At 73.2% G+C, this 20,932-nt stretch carries 21 protein-coding genes and 1 pseudogene; 17 read left to right on the top strand and 5 right to left on the bottom strand.

The window, feature by feature from the left end; all coding sequences use genetic code 11:
* The first annotated feature begins 10 nt into the window (after positions 1-10).
* From ACWEPF_RS01950 to ACWEPF_RS01935, 4 genes are all read left to right on the top strand, one after another.
* Positions 11-526, top strand: a complete 516-nt coding sequence (locus tag ACWEPF_RS01950) for a GNAT family N-acetyltransferase (protein WP_452170997.1) — start codon at positions 11-13, stop codon at positions 524-526.
* An 86-nt stretch (positions 527-612) separates the two neighbouring features.
* Complete coding sequence (locus ACWEPF_RS01945; protein WP_452170996.1) at positions 613-1,995, top strand: lysine N(6)-hydroxylase/L-ornithine N(5)-oxygenase family protein; 1,383 nt, start codon at positions 613-615, stop codon at positions 1,993-1,995.
* Positions 1,996-2,050: 55 nt separating this feature from the next.
* Positions 2,051-3,760, top strand: a complete 1,710-nt coding sequence (locus ACWEPF_RS01940; RefSeq protein WP_452171077.1) for an IucA/IucC family protein — start codon at positions 2,051-2,053, stop codon at positions 3,758-3,760.
* 12 nt (positions 3,761-3,772) lie between these two features.
* Positions 3,773-5,878 carry an ATP-dependent DNA helicase gene (locus tag ACWEPF_RS01935; RefSeq protein WP_452170995.1) on the top strand — a complete coding sequence of 702 codons (2,106 nt, stop codon included), beginning with the start codon at positions 3,773-3,775 and terminating at the stop codon, positions 5,876-5,878.
* A gap of 259 nt (positions 5,879-6,137) precedes the next feature.
* Here ACWEPF_RS01935 and lexA read toward each other — a convergent pair.
* A pseudogene (gene lexA / locus ACWEPF_RS01930) lies at positions 6,138-6,806 on the bottom strand (transcriptional repressor LexA); the annotation flags it as partial.
* A gap of 431 nt (positions 6,807-7,237) precedes the next feature.
* Here lexA and nrdR point away from each other — a divergent pair.
* From nrdR to ACWEPF_RS01915, 3 genes are all read left to right on the top strand, one after another.
* Positions 7,238-7,729 carry a transcriptional regulator NrdR gene (gene nrdR / locus ACWEPF_RS01925; RefSeq protein WP_380149847.1) on the top strand — a complete coding sequence of 164 codons (492 nt, stop codon included), beginning with the start codon at positions 7,238-7,240 and terminating at the stop codon, positions 7,727-7,729.
* Positions 7,730-7,858: 129 nt separating this feature from the next.
* Entirely contained in the window at positions 7,859-10,729 is a 2,871-nt protein-coding gene (locus ACWEPF_RS01920) for a vitamin B12-dependent ribonucleotide reductase (protein WP_452170994.1), read from the top strand.
* Between the two features lie 111 nt (positions 10,730-10,840).
* On the top strand, positions 10,841-11,386 hold the full coding sequence (locus ACWEPF_RS01915) for an FHA domain-containing protein (RefSeq protein WP_345286430.1): 546 nt from the start codon (positions 10,841-10,843) through the stop codon (positions 11,384-11,386).
* 8 nt (positions 11,387-11,394) lie between these two features.
* Here ACWEPF_RS01915 and ACWEPF_RS01910 read toward each other — a convergent pair whose 3' ends face one another.
* Positions 11,395-11,781, bottom strand: a complete 387-nt coding sequence (locus tag ACWEPF_RS01910) for a winged helix-turn-helix transcriptional regulator (protein WP_452170993.1) — start codon at positions 11,779-11,781, stop codon at positions 11,395-11,397.
* 68 nt (positions 11,782-11,849) lie between these two features.
* Here ACWEPF_RS01910 and ACWEPF_RS01905 point away from each other — a divergent pair, with 68 nt between their 5' ends.
* Together ACWEPF_RS01905 and ACWEPF_RS01900 are read left to right on the top strand one after the other, a co-directional pair.
* Positions 11,850-12,509 carry a nitroreductase family protein gene (locus ACWEPF_RS01905; RefSeq protein ID WP_452170992.1) on the top strand — a complete coding sequence of 220 codons (660 nt, stop codon included), beginning with the start codon at positions 11,850-11,852 and terminating at the stop codon, positions 12,507-12,509.
* A 153-nt stretch (positions 12,510-12,662) separates the two neighbouring features.
* Positions 12,663-13,082 (top strand): hypothetical protein, encoded by a 420-nt coding sequence (locus ACWEPF_RS01900; protein ID WP_452170991.1) that lies wholly within the window; start codon positions 12,663-12,665, stop codon positions 13,080-13,082.
* On the opposite strand, the gene ACWEPF_RS01895 is transcribed toward ACWEPF_RS01900, so the two are convergent.
* From ACWEPF_RS01895 to ACWEPF_RS01885, 3 genes are read right to left on the bottom strand one after another with little or no spacing between them, the layout of a single operon-like run.
* Positions 13,069-13,887 (bottom strand): helix-turn-helix domain-containing protein, encoded by an 819-nt coding sequence (locus ACWEPF_RS01895; RefSeq protein WP_452170990.1) that lies wholly within the window; start codon positions 13,885-13,887, stop codon positions 13,069-13,071. The two genes, ACWEPF_RS01900 and ACWEPF_RS01895, sit on opposite strands and share 14 nt — an antisense overlap.
* Positions 13,888-13,897: 10 nt before the next feature.
* Complete coding sequence (locus ACWEPF_RS01890; RefSeq protein WP_452170989.1) at positions 13,898-14,155, bottom strand: alpha/beta fold hydrolase; 258 nt, start codon at positions 14,153-14,155, stop codon at positions 13,898-13,900.
* A complete protein-coding gene (locus ACWEPF_RS01885; RefSeq protein WP_452170988.1) occupies positions 14,155-14,826 on the bottom strand; it encodes an alpha/beta fold hydrolase in 672 nt (223 codons plus the stop codon). The genes ACWEPF_RS01890 and ACWEPF_RS01885 overlap by 1 nt, the downstream gene beginning before the upstream one ends.
* 94 nt (positions 14,827-14,920) lie before the next feature.
* Here ACWEPF_RS01885 and ACWEPF_RS01880 point away from each other — a divergent pair, with 94 nt between their 5' ends.
* From ACWEPF_RS01880 to ACWEPF_RS01845, 8 genes are all read left to right on the top strand, one after another.
* Positions 14,921-15,541, top strand: coding sequence for a TetR/AcrR family transcriptional regulator (locus ACWEPF_RS01880; RefSeq protein ID WP_452170987.1), 621 nt, complete (start codon positions 14,921-14,923; stop codon positions 15,539-15,541).
* A gap of 32 nt (positions 15,542-15,573) precedes the next feature.
* Positions 15,574-15,792 (top strand): RNA polymerase subunit sigma-70, encoded by a 219-nt coding sequence (locus ACWEPF_RS01875; RefSeq protein WP_345286444.1) that lies wholly within the window; start codon positions 15,574-15,576, stop codon positions 15,790-15,792.
* 3 nt (positions 15,793-15,795) lie between these two features.
* A complete protein-coding gene (locus ACWEPF_RS01870; protein ID WP_452170986.1) occupies positions 15,796-16,356 on the top strand; it encodes a Clp protease N-terminal domain-containing protein in 561 nt (186 codons plus the stop codon).
* Positions 16,357-16,561: 205 nt separating this feature from the next.
* Complete coding sequence (locus ACWEPF_RS01865; protein ID WP_452170985.1) at positions 16,562-18,265, top strand: ATP-binding protein; 1,704 nt, start codon at positions 16,562-16,564, stop codon at positions 18,263-18,265.
* Complete coding sequence (locus ACWEPF_RS01860) at positions 18,262-18,672, top strand: roadblock/LC7 domain-containing protein (protein WP_345286451.1); 411 nt, start codon at positions 18,262-18,264, stop codon at positions 18,670-18,672. Before ACWEPF_RS01865 ends, ACWEPF_RS01860 begins: the two co-directional genes overlap by 4 nt.
* Positions 18,669-19,037, top strand: coding sequence for a DUF742 domain-containing protein (locus ACWEPF_RS01855; protein WP_345286453.1), 369 nt, complete (start codon positions 18,669-18,671; stop codon positions 19,035-19,037). Before ACWEPF_RS01860 ends, ACWEPF_RS01855 begins: the two co-directional genes overlap by 4 nt.
* Complete coding sequence (locus ACWEPF_RS01850; protein ID WP_452170984.1) at positions 19,018-19,671, top strand: GTP-binding protein; 654 nt, start codon at positions 19,018-19,020, stop codon at positions 19,669-19,671. Before ACWEPF_RS01855 ends, ACWEPF_RS01850 begins: the two co-directional genes overlap by 20 nt.
* Positions 19,668-20,912 carry a cytochrome P450 gene (locus ACWEPF_RS01845; protein WP_452170983.1) on the top strand — a complete coding sequence of 415 codons (1,245 nt, stop codon included), beginning with the start codon at positions 19,668-19,670 and terminating at the stop codon, positions 20,910-20,912. The genes ACWEPF_RS01850 and ACWEPF_RS01845 overlap by 4 nt, the downstream gene beginning before the upstream one ends.
* Positions 20,913-20,932: the final 20 nt, after the last annotated feature.

Raw genomic sequence — 20,932 nt, 5'->3', positions numbered from 1 at the left:
CTCCACCCTGGTGACGTCCACCCCGGCGGGGGAGTTCGAGCTGCGCCCGGTGGCCCTGGAGCGCGACCTGGCGCTGCTGGCCGGCTGGATGAACGATCCGGCGGTCAGCCGCTACTGGGAACTGGCCGGACCTCCGGAGACCACCGCGGCCCACCTCGCCCCGCAGCTGGCCCCCGGCAGCCACAGCACCCCGTACCTGGGGCTGCTGGACGGCACCCCGATGAGCTACTGGGAGCTCTACCGGGCCGAGGCCGACCGGCTGGCCGACCACTACCCGGCCGAGCCCGGGGACACCGGCCTGCACCTGCTGATCGGCCCGCCTGAGCACCGGGGGCGGGGGCTGGGCGCGGTGCTGCTGGCCGCGCTGGCCGAGGAGCTGCTGGCCGCCCCGGACCACAGCCGCCTGGTGGCCGAACCGGACCTGACCAACACCGCGTCGCTGCGGGCCTTCGAGCGGGCCGGCTTCACCGCCGTCGCCGAGCTGGAGCTGCCCGAGAAGCGCGCCGCGCTGATGCTGCGTCAGTGACCGGCGCCCCCGCGACGGCGCGCTCCACGACCCGCTGCCCCACGACCCCGCACCCCGCTCCCGTGACCTGCCGAGGCTAGGACGAGATGGACAACCCGCAGCCCGAACCGTACGACCTGCTCGGCGTCGGCATCGGCCCGTTCAACCTCTCGCTGGCCGCGCTGGCCGACCGGGTGGACGGGCTGCGCACGCTGTTCTGCGACGCCAGGGAGGAGTTCCGCTGGCACCACGGGATGCTGGTGGACGGGGCCCGGATGCAGGTGCCGTTCCTGGCCGACCTGGTCTCGCTGGTGGACCCCACCAACCCCTGGTCCTTCCTCAACTACCTGCGCGAGCAGCAGCGGCTCTTCCCGTTCTACTTCGCCGAGCGCTTCCAACTGGCCCGCCGCGAGTACGACCACTACTGCCGCTGGGCCGCCGAGCGGCTGCCCAACTGCCGCTTCGGCGCTCCCGTCACCGCCGTGCACTGGGAGCCCGAGGAGGGGTTCTACCGGGTGACGGCCGGCGGCGCCGAGCACCGGGCGGCCAACCTGGTGCTCGGCGTCGGCACCGAACCGGTGGTCCCGGAGGCCTTCGCCGCGCTCCGCGGCCACCCGCAGGTCTGGCACTCGGACGGCTACCTGACCAACCGTCACCGCCTCGACGGGGCGAAGGACGTCACCGTGGTCGGCTCCGGCCAGTCCGGCGCCGAGGTCTTCCTCGACCTGCTGCGCACCCGCGGCACCGACGGCACCCGCCTGCGCTGGCTCACCCGGACCAGGGCACTGGCCCCGATGGAGTACTCCAAGCTCGGCCTGGAGCACTTCACCCCCGACTACACCCGGCACTTCCACACCCTGCCCGGTGAGGTCCGCGACCGGCTGGTGCACGAGCAGTGGCAGCTGCACAAGGCGGCCAGCGCGGAGACCCTGGCCGAGATCCACGACCTGCTCTACGAGCGGACCATCGGCCGCCCGATGGACGCCGACCCGGTGGAGATCCGCCCCGGCACCGCCGTCACCGAGGCACTGGCCGGGCCCTGCGGCGGCTTCGAACTGGTCTGCCGCCAGGGCGATTCGGGGGCCGCGCACGTGGTCCGCACCGAGGCCGTGGTGCTGGCCACCGGCTACCGGGCGGTCCGCCCGGCCGCGCTGGACCCGGTGGCCGAGCTGATCGACTGGGACGAGCAGGGCCGGTTCAAGGTGGACCTGGACCACCGGGTCGCCACCCGGCCCGGGCTGACCGGCGGTCTGTACGTGCAGAACGCGGAGCTGCACACTCACGGGGTCGGCACACCCGACCTCGGGCTCGGCGCCCACCGGGCCGCCGTGATCCTGAACGCCGTCACCGGCCGCACCGTGCACCAGCTGCCCGACCGCACCGCCTGGACCAGCTTCGCCCCGCCCGTCCACACCGCCCGACCCGGCGGTGTGCCCGTCCCCGCGCTCCCACGCCCGCAGGAGGCGAACCGTGCCGCTGTCACCCACTGAGCTCCACCGACCAGCGCAGCTCACCGCAGCGCTCTGGCAACGGGCCCGCCGGGCGATGCTGGCCAAGATGATCGGCGAGTTCGCCTACGAGGAGCTCTTCGTCCCCGAGCCGGACGGCGACGGCTACCGGCTCGAACTCCCGGGCGCCGTCTACCGGTTCACCGCCCGCCGGGGCGCCTACGGGAGCTGGCTGGTGGACCCGGCGTCGGTGGTCTGCGCGGCCGACCCGGCGGGGGACCCGCTGCGGCTGCTCCAGCTGGCCCGCACCACCCTCGGGCTCTCCGGGGACACCGTCGGCCACCTGGTCCGCGAGCTGACCGCCACCCTGATGGCCGACGCCGGGCTGCTGGCCGAGGAGCTCACCGCCGCCGAGTTGGCCGACCTGGACCACGTCGGCCTGGAGGGGCGGCAGGGCGGTCACCCCTGGATCGTGCCGAACAAGGGCCGGCTCGGCCTCTCCGCCCGGGACTCCGCCGACTGGACCCCGGAGGCCCGGAAGCCGCAGCGGCTGCCCTGGCTGGCGGTGCACCGCAGCCTGGCCGAGTACCGCGGCCAGGACGAGCTCTACGAGCAGGAGTTGAGCCCGGAGTTCCGCGCGCTGGCGGGCCCGGACTTCCTGCTGCTCCCGGTCCACCCCTGGCAGTGGGACGAGGTGCTGCTGCCGCTCTTCGCCCCCTGGATCGCCGAGGGCCTGATCGTCCCGCTGCCCAGCGACGGGGACCTGCGGCTGCCCCAGCAGTCCATCCGCAGCTTCTTCAACCTCAGCCACCCCGAGCGCTGCACCGTCAAGCTCCCGCTCTCGGTGCTCAACACCCTGGTCTGGCGCGGCCTGCCGACCGAGCGCACGCTGGCCGCCCCCGCGGTCACCTCCTGGATCCACGGCCTGCGGGACGGCGACCCGTTCCTGCGCGACGAGTGCCGGGTGATCCTGCTGGGCGAGATCGCCTCCGTCACCGTGGACCATCCGCTCTACCGGGACCTGCCGGAAGTCCCCTACCAGTACAAGGAGTTGCTCGGCGCCATCTGGCGCGAGCCGCTCGGCCGGCACCTGGCCCCGCACGAGCGGGCCCGCACCCTGGCCTCGCTGCTCCAGACCGGCTCGGACGGCCGCGCCCTGGTGGCCGAGCTGGTCGCCCGCTCCGGGCTGCCCGCCCGGGACTGGCTGCGCCGGCTGTTCGCCGTGATGCTGCCGCCGCTGCTGCACTTCCTCTACAAGTACGGCACCGTCTTCTCCCCGCACGGCGAGAACGCCATCATCGTCTTCGACCAGCACGACGCCCCGGCCCGCCTCGCGGTCAAGGACTTCGTCGACGACGTCAACATCAGCGACCAGCCGCTGCCCGAACTGGACGGCCTGCCGGAGGAGGTCGGAGGGGTGCTGCTGCGCGAACCCCCGGCCTTCCTCTGCCAGTTCCTGCACTCCGGCCTGTTCATCGGGGTCTTCCGCTACCTGGCCCCGCTGTTCGAGCGTCAGCTCGGCGTCCCGGAGAGCGAGTTCTGGGAGCTGCTGCGCGAGCGGATCACCGCCCACCAGCGGCGCTTCCCCGAACTCGGCGACCGCTTCCGGCTCTTCGACCTCTTCACCCCGCGGATCGACCGGCTCTGCCTGAACCGGAACCGGCTGCTGCTGGACGGCTACCGGGACCGCCCGGAGCGTCCGCACGCCGCCGTGCACGGCCAGGTGCCCAATCCGCTCCACCTCGGCGGCTCGGTCCCCGCTCCGGCCCCGGCCAGGCAGGACCGGATTGTCACTCCCACGCCGTAGGCTGGGCGGGCCATGACGAACGACTCCGCACCCCAGGCCCTGCCCGGCACCGCCGAGGCCCCGGCGCCCGTCACCCGCGCCGCGCTCCCGGAGCTGCTGCACACCGCCGTCCAGGCCGTCGGGGGTGTCGAGCGCCCGGGTCAGGTCGCGATGGCCTCCGCCGTCGCCGACGCGGTGGGCAGCGGCGAGCACCTCCTGGTGCAGGCCGGCACCGGCACCGGAAAGTCCCTCGCCTACCTCGTCCCCGCGCTCGCGCACGGGGACAAGGTGGTGGTGGCCACCGCCACGCTGGCGCTCCAACGCCAGCTGGTGGAGCGGGACTTGCCGCGCACCGTGGAGGCGCTGCACCCGGTGCTGCGGCGCCGTCCGCAGTTCGCCATGCTCAAGGGGCGCTCCAACTACGTCTGCCTGCACCGCGTCCACGAGGGCACCCCGAGCGACGAGGGCGAGGGCCTCTTCGATCCGGTCGAGGCCCTCGGCGGCCCCACCGGCAAGCTCGGCCAGGACGTGCTGCGGCTGCGCGAGTGGGCCGAGGAGACCGAGACGGGGGACCGCGACGACATGTCGCCGGGCGTCTCCGACAAGGCCTGGGCCCAGCTGTCGGTGACCTCCAGGGAGTGCCTGGGCGCCACCAAGTGCGCCTACGGCCAGGAGTGCTTCGCCGAGCAGGCCCGTGAGCGGGCCAAGCTGGCCGACGTGGTGGTCACCAACCACGCGATGCTCGCCATCGACGCCATCGAGGGTGCCCCGGTCCTCCCCGAGCACGGCCTGCTGATCGTCGACGAGGCCCACGAGCTGGTGAACCGGGTGACCGGCGCCGCCACCGGCGAGCTCACCGTCGGCGCCGTCAACCGGGCCGTCAAGCGCGCCGCCAGGCTGGCCAACGAGAAGGCGGTGGACGCCCTCCAGGCCGCCGCCGAGAACTACCACGGCCTGATGGAGACCGCCCAGCCCGGCCGGGTCGAGGGCGAGCTCCCCGAGTACCTCGGCTACGCGGTCACCGCCATCCGCGACGCCGCCCGCCAGATCATCACCTCCCTGGGCGAGACCAGGGACAAGGCGCTCACCGACGAGGACGCCGTCCGCAAGCAGGCGATGGCCTCGGCGGAGAGCCTGCACGAGACCGCCGACCGGCTGCTGGAGGGCTCCGAGTACGACGTCGTCTGGATCGAGCGCACCGACCGCTTCGGCCCCGGCACCGCCTCCCTGCGGGTCGCCCCGCTGAGCGTCTCCGGCCTGCTCCGGGAGGCCCTGTACAAGGAACGCTCGGTCGTCCTCACCTCCGCCACCCTCAAGCTCGGCGGCGACTTCACCGGCGTGGCCGCCTCGCTCGGCCTCCCGGCCGAGGGCCGCCTCCCGGACGTCCGGCGCGAGGACGAGCCGGAGCTGGTCCAGGACGAGACCACCCCGCCGTACTGGCGGGGCCTGGACGTCGGCTCCCCGTTCAGCTACCCCAAGCAGGGCATCCTGTACGTCGCCCGCCACCTCCCCGAGCCCGGGCGGGACCTCGAACGCCCGCAGATGCTCGACGAGTTGGCCGAGCTGATCGACGCGGCGGGCGGGCGCACGCTCGGGCTGTTCTCCTCCATGCGCGGCGCCAAGGCGGCGGCGGAGGCGCTCCGGGAGCGGCTGGACCACCGGATCCTGCTCCAGGGCGAGGACACCCTGGGCGAGCTGATCCGGGAGTTCGCCTCGGACTCCTCGACCTGCCTGTTCGGGACGCTGTCGCTCTGGCAGGGCGTCGACGTGCCCGGCTCCGCCTGCCAGCTGGTGGTGATGGACCGGATCCCGTTCCCGCGGCCGGACGACCCGCTGATGAGCGCCCGTCAGAAGGACGTCGAGGCACGGGGCGGGAACGGCTTCATGGCGGTGGCCGCCACCCACGCGGCGCTGCTGATGGCGCAGGGCGCCGGCCGACTGGTCCGTGCGGCGGAGGACCGCGGCGTGGTCGCGGTGCTCGACCCGCGGGTGGCGACCAAGCGCTACGGCGGCTTCTTCAAGTCCTCGATGCCCGACTTCTGGTACACCGACGACCGCAACCAGGTCCGCCGCTCCCTCGCCGCCATCGACGCCTCCGCACCCCCGGTCAAGCCGGTGGCCAAGCGCACCAGCCAGTAGGCACACGCCAGGGGCGCGAGGCTGTACGTGGTTACGCCAGGGGCGCGAGGAACGGCGCGAGGCGGAAGGCAACTCACCTGCAACTGACCCACCGTCGGCCAGTTGCAGGTGCTGCCTTTCCACCGCGCGCAGTTCCCCGCGCCCCTGGTGTAACCACTTACCGCTTGGTGGTGCTGCCGGTCCTCTGCGCGCCCGCGCGGCGGAGCCGCACATGAGCAGAGTCCCGCGCCCCTGGTGCAACCACTACCGCCTGCGCAGCTCAGAGGCGGCGGAGGACCGCGACGACCTTGCCGAGGATGGTGGCGTTGTCGCCCGGGATGGGCTCGTAGGCCGGGTTGTGGGGCATCAGCCAGATCTTGCCGTCCTCGCGCTTGAGGCGCTTGACGGTGGCCTCGCCGTCGATCATCGCCGCGACGATGTCCCCGTTCTCGGCGACCGGCTGGCGCCGCACCGTGACCCAGTCACCGTCGCAGATCGCGGCCTCGATCATCGAGTCGCCCCGCACGGTGAGCGCGAACAGCTCGCCCTCGCCGACCAGTTGACGGGGCAGCGGGAAGACGTCCTCGACCGTCTGCTCGGCCAGGATCGGACCGCCGGCGGCGATCCGGCCGACCAGCGGGACGTAGGAGGTGGAGGGCCGGCCCGCCGCCTCGGCGGTGTTCGGCCGGGCGACCTCGACGCCGCGGACCTCGTAGGCGCGGGGCCGGTGCGGGTCACGCCGCAGGAAGCCCTTGCGCTCCAGGGCCATCAGCTGGTGGGCGACCGAGGAGGTGGAGGAGAGCCCCACGGCCTGGCCGATCTCCCGCATGGACGGCGGGTAGCCGCGCCGCTGGACCGAGTCCCGGATGACCTCGATGACCCGGCGCTGGCGCTCCGTCAGCCCGGCCTCGTCGGTGCGGATGCCCGGCGGGCGGCCCGGCATCGCGCGGGTCGGGGCGGGCTGGCCGAGGACGTCGTCCTGGGCGGCGGAGTGCTCGATCGGCTGGCTCCGGCTCATGGTGTGGTCCACGCTCTCCTGGTCGGCGGTGCGCGCGGAACGCTCCTGCACCGGGATGGAGGTCTTGGCTTCGAGAGTGTTCACGGCGGTTCCTTCCGACTGCTGGCCCTCTTTCCCAGCTCAACAGGGGCACCGATCGAAAGGTTGCGCCAAACACACGTTCGAGTGAATTTATTCGAGTCGGGCTGACTCGATCAAGGCCTTGGGTGTACATCGCTTAAGTGTTCGACTCGATAAGTCTAGAACACAGCGGCGCGTCGGGATGCGACCACAACATCTAGGGCATAGGTTCGCGGTCGAGCCCACCCCTTGTGGTCGGTGTAGGCTGGTCCAGTCCGCTGTCGCCGTCGAGGGAGTTCCCGATGCACTGCCCCTTCTGTCGGCATCCGGACAGCCGGGTCGTGGACAGCAGAGCCAGTGACGACGGGAGTTCCATCCGCCGTCGCCGCCAGTGTCCCGACTGCGGCCGCCGTTTCACCACCGTCGAGACCGCCACGCTGATGGTGGTCAAGCGCAGCGGGGTGACCGAGCCGTTCTCCCGGTCGAAGGTGATCACCGGTGTCCGCAAGGCCTGTCAGGGTCGTCCGGTCACGGAGGACGCGCTGGCCCAGCTCGGGCAGCGGGTCGAGGAGTGCGTCCGGGCATCCGGCAGCGCCGAACTCTCGACCCACGACGTGGGGCTTGCCATACTCGGCCCACTCAAGGAACTCGACCTGGTCGCTTACCTGCGCTTCGCGTCGGTGTACCGGGCCTTCAACGATCTCGAAGACTTCGAGGCCGCCATCGCGGAGCTCCGCGCCGAGCAGCCTCTTCCCGTGGAGGGTGACGTCGCTGTCCTCTCCACCGCGCCCTGACCTACTGACCTAGCCAGTCGGCCCGGGTGTCAGGCGTGCCCGAAAACGGTGCGCTGAACACTGCCGTCCACCCCCAGACCCATCTGATAATGGGACATTGGGGGATTTGCCCTAGAGGAGAAGCGAGAAGTGACCGACACCACGAGCGGGTCCGCACGCGGGTCGAAGGCTGCCAAGGGGGCCGGCAAGGCTCCCAAGGGCGGCCTGCGGATCGAACGCATCTACACCACTCCGGGCGTGCACCCCTACGACCAGGTCACCTGGGAGCGCCGCGACGTCGTCATGACCAACTGGCGTGACGGGTCGGTCAACTTCGAGCAGCGCGGCGTCGAGTTCCCCGACTTCTGGTCGGTGAACGCGGTCAACATCGTGACCTCGAAGTACTTCCGCGGCGCGGTGGGCAGCCCGCAGCGCGAGTGGAGCCTCAAGCAGATCATCGACCGCGTGGTGCTCACCTACCGCGCCGCCGGCGAGAAGAACGGCTACTTCGCCACGGTCGAGGACGCCGAGGTGTTCGAGCACGAGCTCACCCACGCGCTGCTCCACCAGGTCTTCAGCTTCAACTCGCCGGTCTGGTTCAACGTCGGCACCAAGCAGCCCCAGCAGGTCTCGGCCTGCTTCATCCTGGCCGTCGACGACTCCATGGAGTCGATCCTCGACTGGTACAAGGAAGAGGGCATGATCTTCAAGGGCGGCTCCGGAGCCGGCCTGAACCTCTCCCGCATCCGCTCCTCCAAGGAGCTGCTCTCCTCCGGCGGCAACGCCTCCGGCCCGGTCTCCTTCATGCGCGGCGCCGACGCCTCGGCCGGCACCATCAAGTCCGGTGGCGCCACCCGCCGCGCGGCCAAGATGGTCGTCCTGGACGTGGACCACCCGGACGTCGAGGCCTTCATCGACACCAAGGTGAAGGAGGAGGAGAAGATCCGCGCGCTGCGCGACGCGGGCTTCGACATGGACCTGGGCGGCGACGACATCACGTCCGTCCAGTACCAGAACGCCAACAACTCCGTCCGGGTCTCCGACGAGTTCATGACCGCGGTCGAGAACGGCACCGAGTTCGGCCTGCGGGCCCGGATGACCGGCGAGGTCATCGAGACCGTCGACGCCAAGAAGCTCTTCCGCAAGATGGCCGAGGCGGCCTGGGCCTGCGCCGACCCGGGCATCCAGTACGACTCCACGATCAACCACTGGCACACCTGCCCGGAGTCGGGCCGGATCAACGCGTCCAACCCCTGCTCCGAGTACATGCACCTGGACAACTCCAGCTGCAACCTCGCCTCGCTCAACCTGATGAAGTTCCTGCGCGACGACGACTCCTTCGACGCCACCACCTTCGCCAAGGTGGTCGAGCTGGTCATCACCGCGATGGACATCTCCATCTGCTTCGCCGACTTCCCGACCGAGAAGATCGGCGAGACCACCCGCGCCTACCGCCAGCTGGGAATCGGCTACGCCAACCTCGGCGCCCTGCTGATGGCCACCGGCCACGCCTACGACTCCGAGGGCGGCCGCGCGCTGGCCGGATCCATCACCTCGCTGATGACCGGCACCGCCTACCGCCGCGGCGCCGAGCTGGCCGGCGTGGTCGGCCCGTACGACGGCTACGCCCGCAACGCGGCCCCGCACCAGCAGGTCATGCGGCAGCACGCCGACGCCAACGCCGCCGCGCACTCCTACGACGACCTGGACGCCCCCGTCTGGGCCGCCGCCACCGAGACCTGGGCCGACGTGCTCCGCCTCGGCGCGCAGAACGGTTTCCGTAACGCGCAGGCCTCCGTGCTGGCCCCGACCGGCACCATCGGCCTGATGATGGACTGCGACACCACCGGCGTGGAGCCGGACCTGGCGCTGGTGAAGTTCAAGAAGCTGGTCGGCGGCGGCTCGATGCAGATCGTGAACAACACCGTGCCGCGCGCCCTCAAGCGCCTCGGCTACCAGCAGGAGCAGATCGAGGCGGTCGTCGCCCACATCTCCGAGCACGGCAACGTGGTGGACGCGCCCGGCCTGAAGCCGGCCGACTACGAGGTCTTCGACTGCGCGATGGGCGAGCGGGTCATCTCCGCGATGGGCCACGTGCGGATGATGGCGGCGATCCAGCCGTGGATCTCCGGTGCCATCTCCAAGACCGTCAACATGCCCGAGGCCGCCACCGTCGAGGAGATCGAGGAGATCTACTTCGAGGCGTGGAAGCTCGGCGTCAAGGCACTCGCCATCTACCGTGACAACTGCAAGGTCGGCCAGCCGCTCTCGGCCAAGAAGAAGGACGCCCCGGCCGTCGAGGCCCCGGCCGCCGCGGCCGCTCCGGCTCCGGTGGTCGAGTACCGCCCGGTCCGCAAGCGCCTCCCGAAGGGCCGTCCCGGCATCACCACCTCCTTCACGGTGGGCGGCGCCGAGGGCTACATGACCGCCAACTCCTACCCGGACGACGGTCTGGGCGAGGTCTTCCTGAAGATGTCCAAGCAGGGCTCGACCCTCGCGGGCATGATGGACGCCTTCTCGATCGCGGTCTCGGTCGGCATGCAGTACGGGGTCCCGCTGGAGACCTACGTCGCGAAGTTCACCAACATGCGCTTCGAGCCGGCCGGTCTGACCGACGACCCGGACGTGCGGATGGCGCAGTCGATCGTCGACTACATCTTCCGCCGCCTGGCGCTGGACTTCCTGCCCTTCGAGACCCGCTCCGCGCTGGGCATCCACTCCGTCGAGGAGCGCACCCGGCACCTGGAGACCGGCTCCTACGAGCCGATTGACTCGGAGGACGTGGACGTCGAGGGCCTGGCCCAGTCCGTCCCGGCCCCCGCCCCGGTGGTCATCCAGGCGGCCCCGGTCGCCCCGGCCGCCGCCGCCCCGAAGCAGGCGCACAACTCCACCGAACTGATGGAGATCCAGCTCGGCCTCAACGCCGACGCGCCGCTCTGCTTCTCCTGCGGCACCAAGATGCGCCGGGCCGGCAGCTGCTACCTCTGCGAGGGCTGCGGCTCCACCAGCGGCTGCAGCTGACCCCGAGCCGGACCGTCGAGGCGGGCCCCGACCACCTGGTGGTCGGGGCCCGCCTCCGTCGTGCCGACCGGTGCTGGACAGGGCCGGTGGGCGGCGCGGAGAATCGCTGACATGGCGTCACTCGAGTTCCGCACCGCGCTGGTACGGCCGTCCGAAGCGGAGCGGGACCGTGCGCTGGAGGTGCTGCGCGAAGGGGTGGGCGTGGGGCGGCTCTCCCACGACACCTTCATCCGGCGGATGGAGCTGGTGCTCACCGCCCGGACCAAGGCCGAACTCGACGACGTGGTCGGCGACTTGGACGCGCACGATCCGGTCTCCCGGTTCCTGCTGCGCACCGTGGCACGGGCCTCGGCCCTGCGGGTCGGGCTGCGGCGGAGCTGGCGGGCGGAGGAGTTGCCGGGCCTGGGGCTGCCCGGGCCCGGGGTGACGGTGCTGCGGATCGGCCGGATCTCCGGCTCCGGGCTGCGGCTGGGCGACGCCACCGTGTCCCGGCACCACGCGGAGCTGCGGCTGGAGGGCTACGAGTGGGTGCTGCACGACCTCGGCTCCAGCAACGGCACCTTCGTGAACGAGCGGCGGGTGGCCGGCGCGGTGGTGGTCAGGGCTGGTGACCGGGTGCGGTTCGGGCGGCTGGCCTTCCGGCTCACCGCGCTCTGACCGCGGGCTCAGTGCCCCTCCGGGTGGCCGGCCCGGGCCCGGAGGATCTCGTTGATGTGGGTCTCGGTCCACCGGCGCAGTGCGCTGATCGGTTCGGCCAGGCTCAGGCCGAGCGGGGTGAGTCTGTACTCCACGCGGGGCGGGACGGTGGGGTGGACGGTGCGGGTGACGAAGCCGTCGGTCTCCAGGGTGCGCAGGGTCTGGGTGAGCATCTTCTGCGAGACGCCCTCGATCCGGCGGCTGAGCTCGGTGTAGCGCATCGTCCCGCCGTCGAGCAGGGCGTCCACCACCAGGACCGTCCACTTGCCGGCGATGTGGTCGATGACCTGGCGGGTCGGGCACTTGGCGGAGTACGTGTCGGCGGGCAGGCCGGAGGCTTCCACGAAGGTGGTCATGCCCGGAGAGTAACGCACTTTCAGGTGCCTACTTCCCGTTGGAGAGTGGCTCCCGGAGAGTGGACGGCATGACGATCACTCAGCAGACGCTGTCCGTGGCCGAGGCCATCCGCACCCGCCGTACCGTCCGTCACTACCGGCCCGATCCGGTCTCCGAGCGAGATCTGGACGTGCTGCTGGAGCTGGCCGCCGAGGCGCCCAGCAGCTGGAACCTGCAGGACCGTTCGATCGTGGTGGTCAGCTCCGAGGAGGGCCGGGCGGCGCTGGCCGCCGCCACCGGAGGGCAGCCGCAGGCGCTGGAGGCGCCGGTGCTGCTGGTCTTCCTGGCCGAGCCGCAGGCCTGGCGGGAGGACCGGGCCGACGTGCGGCGCCGGGCGGTGGCGAGCGGAGCGTGGAACGAGGAGTTCGCGGCGGCCTTCGCGGAGGCGTCCACGGCGTTCCAACTGGACCTGGAGGAGCGGGGGTTGACCAGGGAGTACGCGGTGAAGGACGCGGTGATCGCGGCCTCCTTCCTGCTGCTGGCCGCGACCGAACTCGGCCTGGCCACCTCGCCGATGAACGGCTGGGAGGAGGAGGCGGTGAAGGCCGCGGTCGGGGTCGGCGGCCGGGAGGACATCGCGGTGGCGCTGCTGGTCGCGCTCGGGCACCCGGCGGAGAACCGGCCGCATCCGGGGCGGCGGAGCCTGGCCCGGGTGGTCTCCCGGGAGCGGTACCCGGCGGGCCGGTGAGGTGCCCGGCGGGCCGCTGAGCTGGGCGGGCCCGCATTACCTCGGACGTAATCGACCCCCGTCCGGCCGCGCGGCAGAGTTGGTGTCAGCCGCCCCGGGGGTCTCCCGGGGAGCGGCTCCAAGGAGATCGTGTCCCGAGAGGGTGGGTTCGGCATGGCTGTGAACTCGGTTGCCGGTGTGGTCCGTTCGGTCGCTGCTCCGCAGCGCTGGCTGCGGCAGGTGCTGGGGCTGGACGCGGTGGTGACGGGTGGGAACGGGCTGGCGTACGCGGTGTTCGCCGGTCCGCTGGGGGAGCTGCTGGGGGTCTCGGAGGGGGTGCTCCGGGAGATCGGGGTGTTCCTGGTCGGGTACGCGGCGCTGGTCGCGGTGCTGGCCGGGCAGCGGCGGCCCGCGCCGCTGGGCGTGAAGGCGGTGATCGACGCGAACCTGGTCTGGCCGGTGCTGAGCGTGGTGGCGATGGAGCTGTGGCTGGAGCCGACCACCGCCGGGATGGTGTGGATCCCGGTGCAGGCGGCCACGGTGGCCGGCTTCGCGGTGCTGCAGTGGAGGGCGCTGCGGGCTACCTCGGCATGAGGGAGTGCAGGTGGGCGGCGGTCTCCGGGTCGGCCGGGAGGAAGGTCTCCATGGCCAGCTCGGAGACCGTCACGTCGGTGGGGGTGTTGAAGGTGGCGATGGTGGAGAGGAAGGACAGCACCCGTCCGCCGTGCTCGATCCGCAGCGGCAGGGCGAAGGGGAAGACCTCGTGGGCGTCCTGGGGCTCGTCGACGGTGTCGGGCAGCGGGTACGCGCTGACCTCCTCGAAGAGGGCGCGCACCGTCTCGGAGCGGACCAGGGCGATCTGACGCTCCATCTGCTCCAGCAGGTGGGCGCGCCACTGGCGCAGGTTGCGGATCCGCGGGGCGATGCCGCGCGGGTGCAGGGTGAGCCGCATGGCGTTCAGCGGTTCGGTGAGCAGCTCCGGGTCGACCCCGTCGAGCAGCAGCCCGATCCCGCGGTTGGCGGCCAGCACCCGGTAGCCGCCGTCCACGATCAGTGCGGGGTAGGGCTCGTGGGCGGCCAGCAGGCGCTCCATGCCCTCGCGGAGGGCGTCCAGGGCGGGGTCGTCCAGCGGGGTCTCCGCGTAGTGCGGGGCGTAACCGGCGGCCAGCAGCAGGGAGTTGCGCTCGCGGACCGGGACGTCGAGGTGCTCGGCGAGGCGGAGCAGCAGCTCCTGGCCGGGCCGGGAGCGGCCGGTCTCGATGAAGCTGATGTGCCGGGCGGAGGAGTCGGCGCCCAGGGCGAGCTGGAGCTGGCTCAGGCCGCGGCGCTCGCGCCAGCCGCGCAGCAGGGCCCCCGCCCCGGTGGCCGTTCCCGTGTCGGTGGTCGCGGTACCAGTCATGCCGGGCAACCTACCCGATGAACTCCCTGATCAGCCGGGCCGTCTCGACGGGGCGTTCCAGGTGGAGCAGGTGGCCGGCCGCCACGTCGGCGGTGTGCGGGAGGGTGGCGAGCTCGCGGTCGATCCCGGCGACCAGGGCGGTGGTCAACTCGGCCAGCCGGGGCGGCAGGTGGTCGACGGCGGGTGGCACCGCGCCGCGGACGAAGAGGGCCGGGCAGGTCAGCGCGCGGGCCTCGGCGAACATGTCCCAGCCGTCCAGGGGAGCCATCAGGGCGGGGAGTTCGGCGGGGGCGGGGCGGGGCGGGCGCCGCCGTCGGCGGTCCGGGCCCGCAGGGCGGTGGCCTCCTCGGCGCCGGGGTCGGTGCCGAGCAGGGCGGCACGGGCCCGGGCGCGGGCCGCGCACTCCTCGGCGGTGAGGGGTTCGGCGGGCAGGGCGGCGAAGAGGGCGAGCTGCTCGGCCCGGCGCTCGGTCACCTCGGCGGCGGTGAGGCCGGGGTAGAGGGACGGCACGCCGGGGCCGAAGCCGTCCAGGTCGACGATGCCCCGGACGGCGCCGGGGCGGGTGGCCGCGTAGCGGACGGCGAGCATGCCGCCGAGCGAGTGGCCGACCAGCCAGGGGGTGTGCAGGCCGAGGGCGGCGATCACGGCGTCCAGGTCAGCGAGCAGGGCGGGCCAGCCGTGGTCGCCGTCGCCGTCGGAGCGGCCGTGGCCGCGCAGGTCGGGGGCGGCCAGGCGCAGGCCCGGGAGGTGTGGGCGCAGCGGCTCCCAGTCGAGGGCGGTGCGGGTGGCGCCGTGCAGGAGGAGGACGTCGGGGCCGGTGCCGCCGTGGTCGAGGACGGCGAGGCGGCCGGCCGGGCCGTCGACATGGATCTCGGCGGTGGCGGTCGTCGCGGTGGCGGTCGTCGCGGTGGCGGTCGTGGTGGAGGTGGTGGCGGTCAAAGAGTGCCTCTCGTTAAGGCGACGGGCGTCGCGTTAATCTGAGCCTGCCAGCTCGGCCGAGGGCTGGCAAGCCTTAATGCGACTGGAGTCGACTTTGTCTGACGAGCCTGAGCCGAAGCCCGCCGAGAAGCGCCCCGGCGGCCGGAGCGCCCGCGTCCTGGCCGATGTGGTCGCCGCGACCCTGGCGGAGGTGACCGAGAAGCCCTACGACCAGCTGACGGCCGAGGCGGTCGCCGTCCGCGCCGGCGTCCACAAGGCGACCCTCTACCGCCGGTGGGGCGGGGTGGACGGGCTGGTCGCCCAGGCGTTGGAGAGCTCCGCCGAGCGGGAGTGGCCCGTCCCCGACGCCGGCTCGGTGGAGCGCGACCTGCGGCTGCTCGCCGGTGAGGTCCAGCGGGTGTTCGCCGATCCGGAGGCCGGGGCCACGCCCAGGGCGCTGATCGCCGCCGCCCTCCGCTCGGAGCGCGGCGCCGCCGCGCTGCACGCCTTCTTCGCCGCCCGCCACCGCCAGGCGGCCGCGCTGGTCTCGCGGGCCGTGGTCCGGGGCGAACTCCCGGACGGCACCGACCCGGTGGCGGTGGTCCGGGCGGCCACCGCGCCGCTCTACCACTGCCTGTTCCTGACCGGCGAGCCGCTGGACGGGCGGGACGCCGACCGGGCGGCCGAGGCCGCACTGGTGGCCGCGCGGGCGGGGGTCTTTGTCAACCAGGGTTGACAGATGCCGAGCCGTCAACCAAAGTTGACGTCATGAGCGACACCAAGCAGCTCGCGGCAGCCGCGGGCAGTCGTGACCCGGCGGTCGGCCTGCGCGCGGTGCGGGCCCTGCGGGACCTGGCGGACCGGCTGGAGGACCTCCAGGTCGGGAACGCGCGGAGCCAGGGGTGGTCCTGGCAGGAGATCGCGGTCTGTCTCGGCGTCAGCCGGCAGGCCGTCCACAAGAAGCACGCCAAGCGGGACGGAGGCTGAGGGATGTTCGAACGGTTCACGGTGCCGGCCCGTCAGGTGGTGGTGCGGGCCCGGGCCGAGGCGGAGGAGCTGGGCCACGCGTACACCGGCACCGAGCACCTGCTGCTCGGGATGCTGGCCGATCCGTCCGACCCGGCGGCCGCGCTGCTGGTGGAGCTGGGGCTGGACCACGCCGCGGCGCGGGCCGAGGTGGTCCGGCTGGTCGGCGGCCCGGACGGCGACGCCGAGGCGCTGGCCTCGATCGGGGTGGACCTGGACGCCGTCCGGGCCGCCGTGGAGGCGGAGTTCGGCGCGGGGGCGCTGGACGGCGGGCAGGCGGAGCCGAAGCGGCGCGGCTGGCTGCGCAGCGCGGTGGTCGACCGCAGCCCGTTCACTCCGCGGGCCAAGAAGGTGCTGGAGCTGTCGCTGCGGGAGGCGCTGCGGTTGAAGGACCGGGAGATCGCGGTGCGTCACCTGCTGCTCGGCCTGCTCCGCGAGGGCGGCGGCCTCGGGGCCCGGGTGATCGCCGACCGGGGGATCGACCTGGCGCTGCTGCGCCGGGAGTTGGAGTCCCGTACGGCTTGATTCCACGGGTCGTTCGGACACCGTCCGCCGAACGTGACGGACGGTGTCCGAAAGACGGACGGTGCGTCAGATGCCGTCTTGAGTACAAGTGGTGAATGGATATGATCTGCTGACCGCGTGTACTGATCAACCACCCGGAGCGTGACGGGTGCGGTGCGCTGGTCGACCGCCCAGCAGCAGCCGTCCGCCCCCGAGGATCAGTCTGATGAGAGCTCAGCCCCGCCGTGCCACCGGCGGTCGCAGCAGCACGGCCAGGTGGGCCGCGGTCGGCCTGCTGACCGGTGCCGCCGCAGGCGCCGCCGCGATCGCGTCCGCCCCCTCCGGCCACCGGGCCGCCGTGTCCGCCACGGTGGCCGGGGCCCTGCTGCTCTGGTTCGCGCTGCTCGCGCTGACCTGCCGTCAGCTCGACCGGCGGCAGCGCGCCGAGACCGACCTGGACGCCACCCGGTACGAGCTCACCGAGGCGACCGGCCGGGCCGTGGCCCTGCACGCCGAGCTCGGCGCCACCCACGCCGCGGCCGCCCAGCTGCGCGCCGCGCTGGCCACCGCCCAGGCCGAGGCCGACGCCCTGCGCGGCGACCTGCACGCCGCCAACGAGGCGCTGCACGAGAGCCGGGCCGAGGCCCACGAGCTGCACGGGCTGGCCCGGATGGCCCACGAGGAGCGCACCGCGCTCGACCGGCTGACCGGGGAGGTGCTGCCCGGGGTGCTCCGCCGGCTGCGCTCCGGCAGCTCGGTGGAGACGGTGCTGGCCGGCCACGCCGGGATCCCGCACGCCGCGCTGCTGCGCACCGTGGCCACCGAGGTGGGCCGCGGCGAGCGGCAGCGGGCCGCCGCGCTGGCGGTCTGCGCGACCGCCGCCGGACGGGTCCAGGCGCTGGCCACCAGCATGCACGCGGAGCTGCGCGAGATGCAGCACCGGCACGGCGAGGACGTGCTCGGCGACCTGCTGACGCTCGATCACTCCACGGCCCAGGCCGGACGGATGGCCGACTCGATCGCGGTGCTCACCGGGGCGAGGACCGGCCGCCGGTGGACCAGGCCGATCGGCGTGGAGTCGATCCTGCGCGGCGCGCTCGGCCGGATCGGCGGGTACCAGCGGGTCCGGCTGCACTCGGCCAGCACGGCGGCGGTGGCCGGCTTCGCGGCCGAGGGCGTGATGCACGCGCTGGCCGAGATCCTGGACAACGCGGCCAACTTCTCCGCCCCGCCCGCCGAGGTGCACGTCTACGTGGAGGAGGTGCACTCCGGCCTGGTGATCACCGTCGAGGACGGCGGCCTCGGCCTCGGCGAGAGCTGGCTGCGCCGGGCCGAACAGGCCGTCTCCGCCGAGCCGCTGGACCTCGCCGCGCTCTCCTCCGGCACCCGGCTGGGCCTCGCGGTGGTCGGCGTGCTGGCCCGCAAGCACGGGCTCCAGGTCTCCTTCCGGCCGTCCGCCCGGGGCGGCACCGGCGTGGTGGTGCTGATCCCCGAGCAGCTGATCACCCACCCGGCGCCCGAGCGCTCCCAGCCGCCCGTCCAGGTCGTCCCGGCCGTCGAGCCGACCCCCGTGCACGAGCGTCCGGCGGCCCAGCCGGTGGTCACCGCGACCACCGAGCACGGCCTGCCGCAGCGCCGCCGGGGCCAGACGCTGAGCACGGCCCGGGCCGCCACCGGCTCGCCGAGGTCCGAGGCCGGGCCGACGCCCGCCTCCGCGCCCGCCGTGGTGCCCGCGCCGCGCGCCGACGCGGCGGTGGCGGCCTCCCGGTTCGGCGCCTTCCGCCGGGCCCTGCAGGCCGCCGAGGCGGCCGACCCCGAGACCGCCCCTGAGACCGCCCCCGGTCCGGCCGCCACACCGGCCCGGGAGACGGAGGCCGCCACCACAGCGGCCACCTCCGACGACGCCTCCCCGAAGGACGACCCCCGATGAGCAGCAGCACCGACCGCGACCTCGACTGGCTGTTGGAGAACCTGCTGGCCTCCACCCCCGGCGCCCGGCACGCCCTGGTGCTCTCGGCCGACGGCCTCAAGCTCTGCCACAGCGCGGGCCTGACGGTCGATCAGGCCGACCAGCTGGCGGCGATAGCCTCCGGCATGCAGAGCCTGGCGCACGGCGCCTCGATCGAGTTCGGCGACCGCACCGGAGGGGTTCGGCAGTCGATGACCGAGTTCCACGGCGGCATCCTGTGCATCGTCGCGGCGGGCGAGGGCGCCCACCTGGCGGTGGTCACCGAGGAGAGCGCCGACGTCGGCGTGGTCGGCCACAACATGCACGGCCTGGTCGAGCAGATCGGCACCTACCTGACCTCCCCGGCCCGCGCGACCTCCTCGGCATGAGCGCCGCGAGGGCCGTCCCCGGGCCGGACGACTCGCCGGACCGGCTCTACACCGTGACCGGGGGCCGCAGCCGTCCGTCCCAGGACGCCTTCGACCTGGTGACGCTGATCGTCGCGGAGCAGGACCCGGTGCCGGGCATGCAGTCCGAGCTGGCCCGGATCCTGGAGCTGGCCGCCTCGCCGACCGCGGTGGTCGAGCTGGCGGCCGAACTCGCCCTGCCGGTCAGCGTGGTGAAGATCCTGCTCGGCGACCTGCTGGAGGGCGGCCGGATCACCGCCCGCCACCCCCGGTTCGCGCCCAGCAAGGCGCGGCTGCCCGACCTCGACACGTTGAAGCAGGTGCTGAATGGACTCCAACGGCTCTGACCGGGCCCTGCTGCGCGGTCGGGCGGTCGCCCCGCTGCGCTCCACCGCCGCCAGCGGGCTGAAGATCGTGGTGGTCGGTGGCTTCGGCGTCGGCAAGACCACCCTGGTCGGTTCGGTGAGCGAGATCCGTCCGCTGAACACCGAGGAGACCATGACCCGGGCCGGCGAGGGCGTGGACGACCTCACGCTGGTCGGCTCCAAGCGCTCCACCACGGTGGCCTTCGACTTCGGCCGGATCACCCTGGACGAGCGCAACGTGCTCTACCTGTTCGGCGCGCCCGGCCAGGAGCGGTTCTGGTTCCTCTGGGACCGGCTGTTCAGCGGCGCGCTCGGCGCGGTGGTGCTGATCGACACCCGCCGCCTGGAGGAGTCCTGGTACGCGATCGACCGGCTGGAGCAGCACGGCACCCCGTTCATCGTGGCCCGCAACAACTTCGGCCCGCCCGGCCACGGCCTGGCCGAGGTCCGGGCCGCCCTCGACCTGCCCGAGCACGTCCCGCTGGTGGACTGCGACGCCCGCGACCGGGAGTCCGGCAAGCAGGTGCTGATCGGACTGGTCCGCCACATCCAGCAGTTGGCCGAGCAGGCGCACGCGCGGCAGCCGGCCCCCAGAGCGTACGAGGAGACCCCGTGACCGAGCCCGCGCCGACCCCGCCACCGGGCTGCCCGGCCCACACCGAAGCCGCCCCGCTGTACGGCCCGCGGTTCCAGACCGACCCGCGCGGGGTCTACCAGGAGCTGCGCGAGAAGCACGGCCCGGTGGCCCCGGTCGAGCTGGCCGGCGGGGTGCCGGCCTGGCTGGTGATCGGCTACCGCGAGCTCCAGCTGATGACCAGTCAGCCCAAGGTCTACGGCCGGGACTCCAGCCGGTGGAACCAGTGGCCGCACATCCCGGCGGACTGGCCGCTGAAGCCGATGATGGCGCCCGTCCCCTCGATCCTGTACGCGGAGGGCGCCGAGCACCAGCGCCGCAAGGCCGCGATCACCGAGGCGCTGGCGGCGGTGGACCAGTACGAGCTCAAGCAGTACTGCGAGGAGGTCGCGGACCGGCTGATCGACGGCTTCGCCGGGAAGGGCGAGGCCGAGCTGGTCGCCGACTACGCGCACCGGCTGCCGCTGCTGGTGCTCTGCCGGCTGTTCGGGCTGGACGAGGACGAGGCCCCGGTGCTGATCGCCGGGCTGGTCGCGATGCTGGACGGCGGGGCCGAGGCCCAGGCGGGTGCGCAGCGGCTGCTCGACGTGATGCTCAAGCTGGTGCTGCGCAAGCGCGAGCAGCCGGGCCCGGACATCACCTCCCGGCTGGTCGCCCACGAGGCCGGGCTGACCGACGAGGAGGTCATGCGCGACATGCGGGTGATCCTGATCGCCGGTCACCAGCCCTCCGCCTACTGGATCTCCAACGCGCTGCGGCTGATGCTCACCGACGAGCGCTTCGCCGCCTCGCTCTCCGGCGGCCGCCGGTCGATCGGCCAGGCGCTGTCCGAGGCGCTCTGGGAGGACACCCCGACGCAGATCTTCGCCGGGCGCTGGGCCACCCGGGACACCCAGCTCGGCGGCCAGCGGATCGCCGCCGGGGACATGCTGCTGCTCGGCATCGCCGGGGCCAACACCGACCCCTCGGTGCGGCAGGCCGACGGCGCCGCGGCCGAGGGCAACCGCGCCTACCTGAGCTACTCCTACGGGCCGCACAGCTGCCCCTTCCCCGCCCAGGAGACCGCCGAGGTGATCGCCACCACGGCGATCGAGGTGCTGCTCGACCGGCTGCCCGACCTGCGGCTGGCGGTCACCGAGTCGGCGCTGGTCTGGCGTCCGTCCGCCTGGGTCCGCGCGCTGGTCGCGCTGCCGGTGGCCTTCACCCCGGGCTACGCGGGCTGAGCCCGCGTCAGATCCCGCTC

This window comes from Kitasatospora sp. NPDC004289, assembly GCF_053602875.1.
This window is presented reverse-complemented; position numbering and strand designations above follow the sequence as displayed.

What these genes read in the sequence shown, in the direction of transcription:
- ACWEPF_RS01915 (WP_345286430.1), top strand. Translation starts at nt 10,841, where the DNA reads ATGGCGTCACTCGAGTTCCGCACCGCGCTGGTACGGCCGTCCGAAGCG.
- ACWEPF_RS01860 (WP_345286451.1), top strand. Translation starts at nt 18,262, where the DNA reads ATGAGCAGCAGCACCGACCGCGACCTCGACTGGCTGTTGGAGAACCTG.
- ACWEPF_RS01865 (WP_452170985.1), top strand. Translation starts at nt 16,562, where the DNA reads ATGAGAGCTCAGCCCCGCCGTGCCACCGGCGGTCGCAGCAGCACGGCC.
- ACWEPF_RS01895 (WP_452170990.1), bottom strand. Translation starts at nt 13,887, where the DNA reads ATGACTGGTACCGCGACCACCGACACGGGAACGGCCACCGGGGCGGGG.
- ACWEPF_RS01935 (WP_452170995.1), top strand. Translation starts at nt 3,773, where the DNA reads ATGACGAACGACTCCGCACCCCAGGCCCTGCCCGGCACCGCCGAGGCC.
- ACWEPF_RS01900 (WP_452170991.1), top strand. Translation starts at nt 12,663, where the DNA reads ATGGCTGTGAACTCGGTTGCCGGTGTGGTCCGTTCGGTCGCTGCTCCG.
- ACWEPF_RS01945 (WP_452170996.1), top strand. Translation starts at nt 613, where the DNA reads ATGGACAACCCGCAGCCCGAACCGTACGACCTGCTCGGCGTCGGCATC.
- ACWEPF_RS01875 (WP_345286444.1), top strand. Translation starts at nt 15,574, where the DNA reads ATGAGCGACACCAAGCAGCTCGCGGCAGCCGCGGGCAGTCGTGACCCG.
- nrdR (WP_380149847.1), top strand. Translation starts at nt 7,238, where the DNA reads ATGCACTGCCCCTTCTGTCGGCATCCGGACAGCCGGGTCGTGGACAGC.
- ACWEPF_RS01905 (WP_452170992.1), top strand. Translation starts at nt 11,850, where the DNA reads ATGACGATCACTCAGCAGACGCTGTCCGTGGCCGAGGCCATCCGCACC.
- ACWEPF_RS01855 (WP_345286453.1), top strand. Translation starts at nt 18,669, where the DNA reads ATGAGCGCCGCGAGGGCCGTCCCCGGGCCGGACGACTCGCCGGACCGG.
- ACWEPF_RS01910 (WP_452170993.1), bottom strand. Translation starts at nt 11,781, where the DNA reads ATGACCACCTTCGTGGAAGCCTCCGGCCTGCCCGCCGACACGTACTCC.
- ACWEPF_RS01890 (WP_452170989.1), bottom strand. Translation starts at nt 14,155, where the DNA reads ATGGCTCCCCTGGACGGCTGGGACATGTTCGCCGAGGCCCGCGCGCTG.
- ACWEPF_RS01850 (WP_452170984.1), top strand. Translation starts at nt 19,018, where the DNA reads ATGGACTCCAACGGCTCTGACCGGGCCCTGCTGCGCGGTCGGGCGGTC.
- ACWEPF_RS01870 (WP_452170986.1), top strand. Translation starts at nt 15,796, where the DNA reads ATGTTCGAACGGTTCACGGTGCCGGCCCGTCAGGTGGTGGTGCGGGCC.
- ACWEPF_RS01940 (WP_452171077.1), top strand. Translation starts at nt 2,051, where the DNA reads ATGCTGGCCAAGATGATCGGCGAGTTCGCCTACGAGGAGCTCTTCGTC.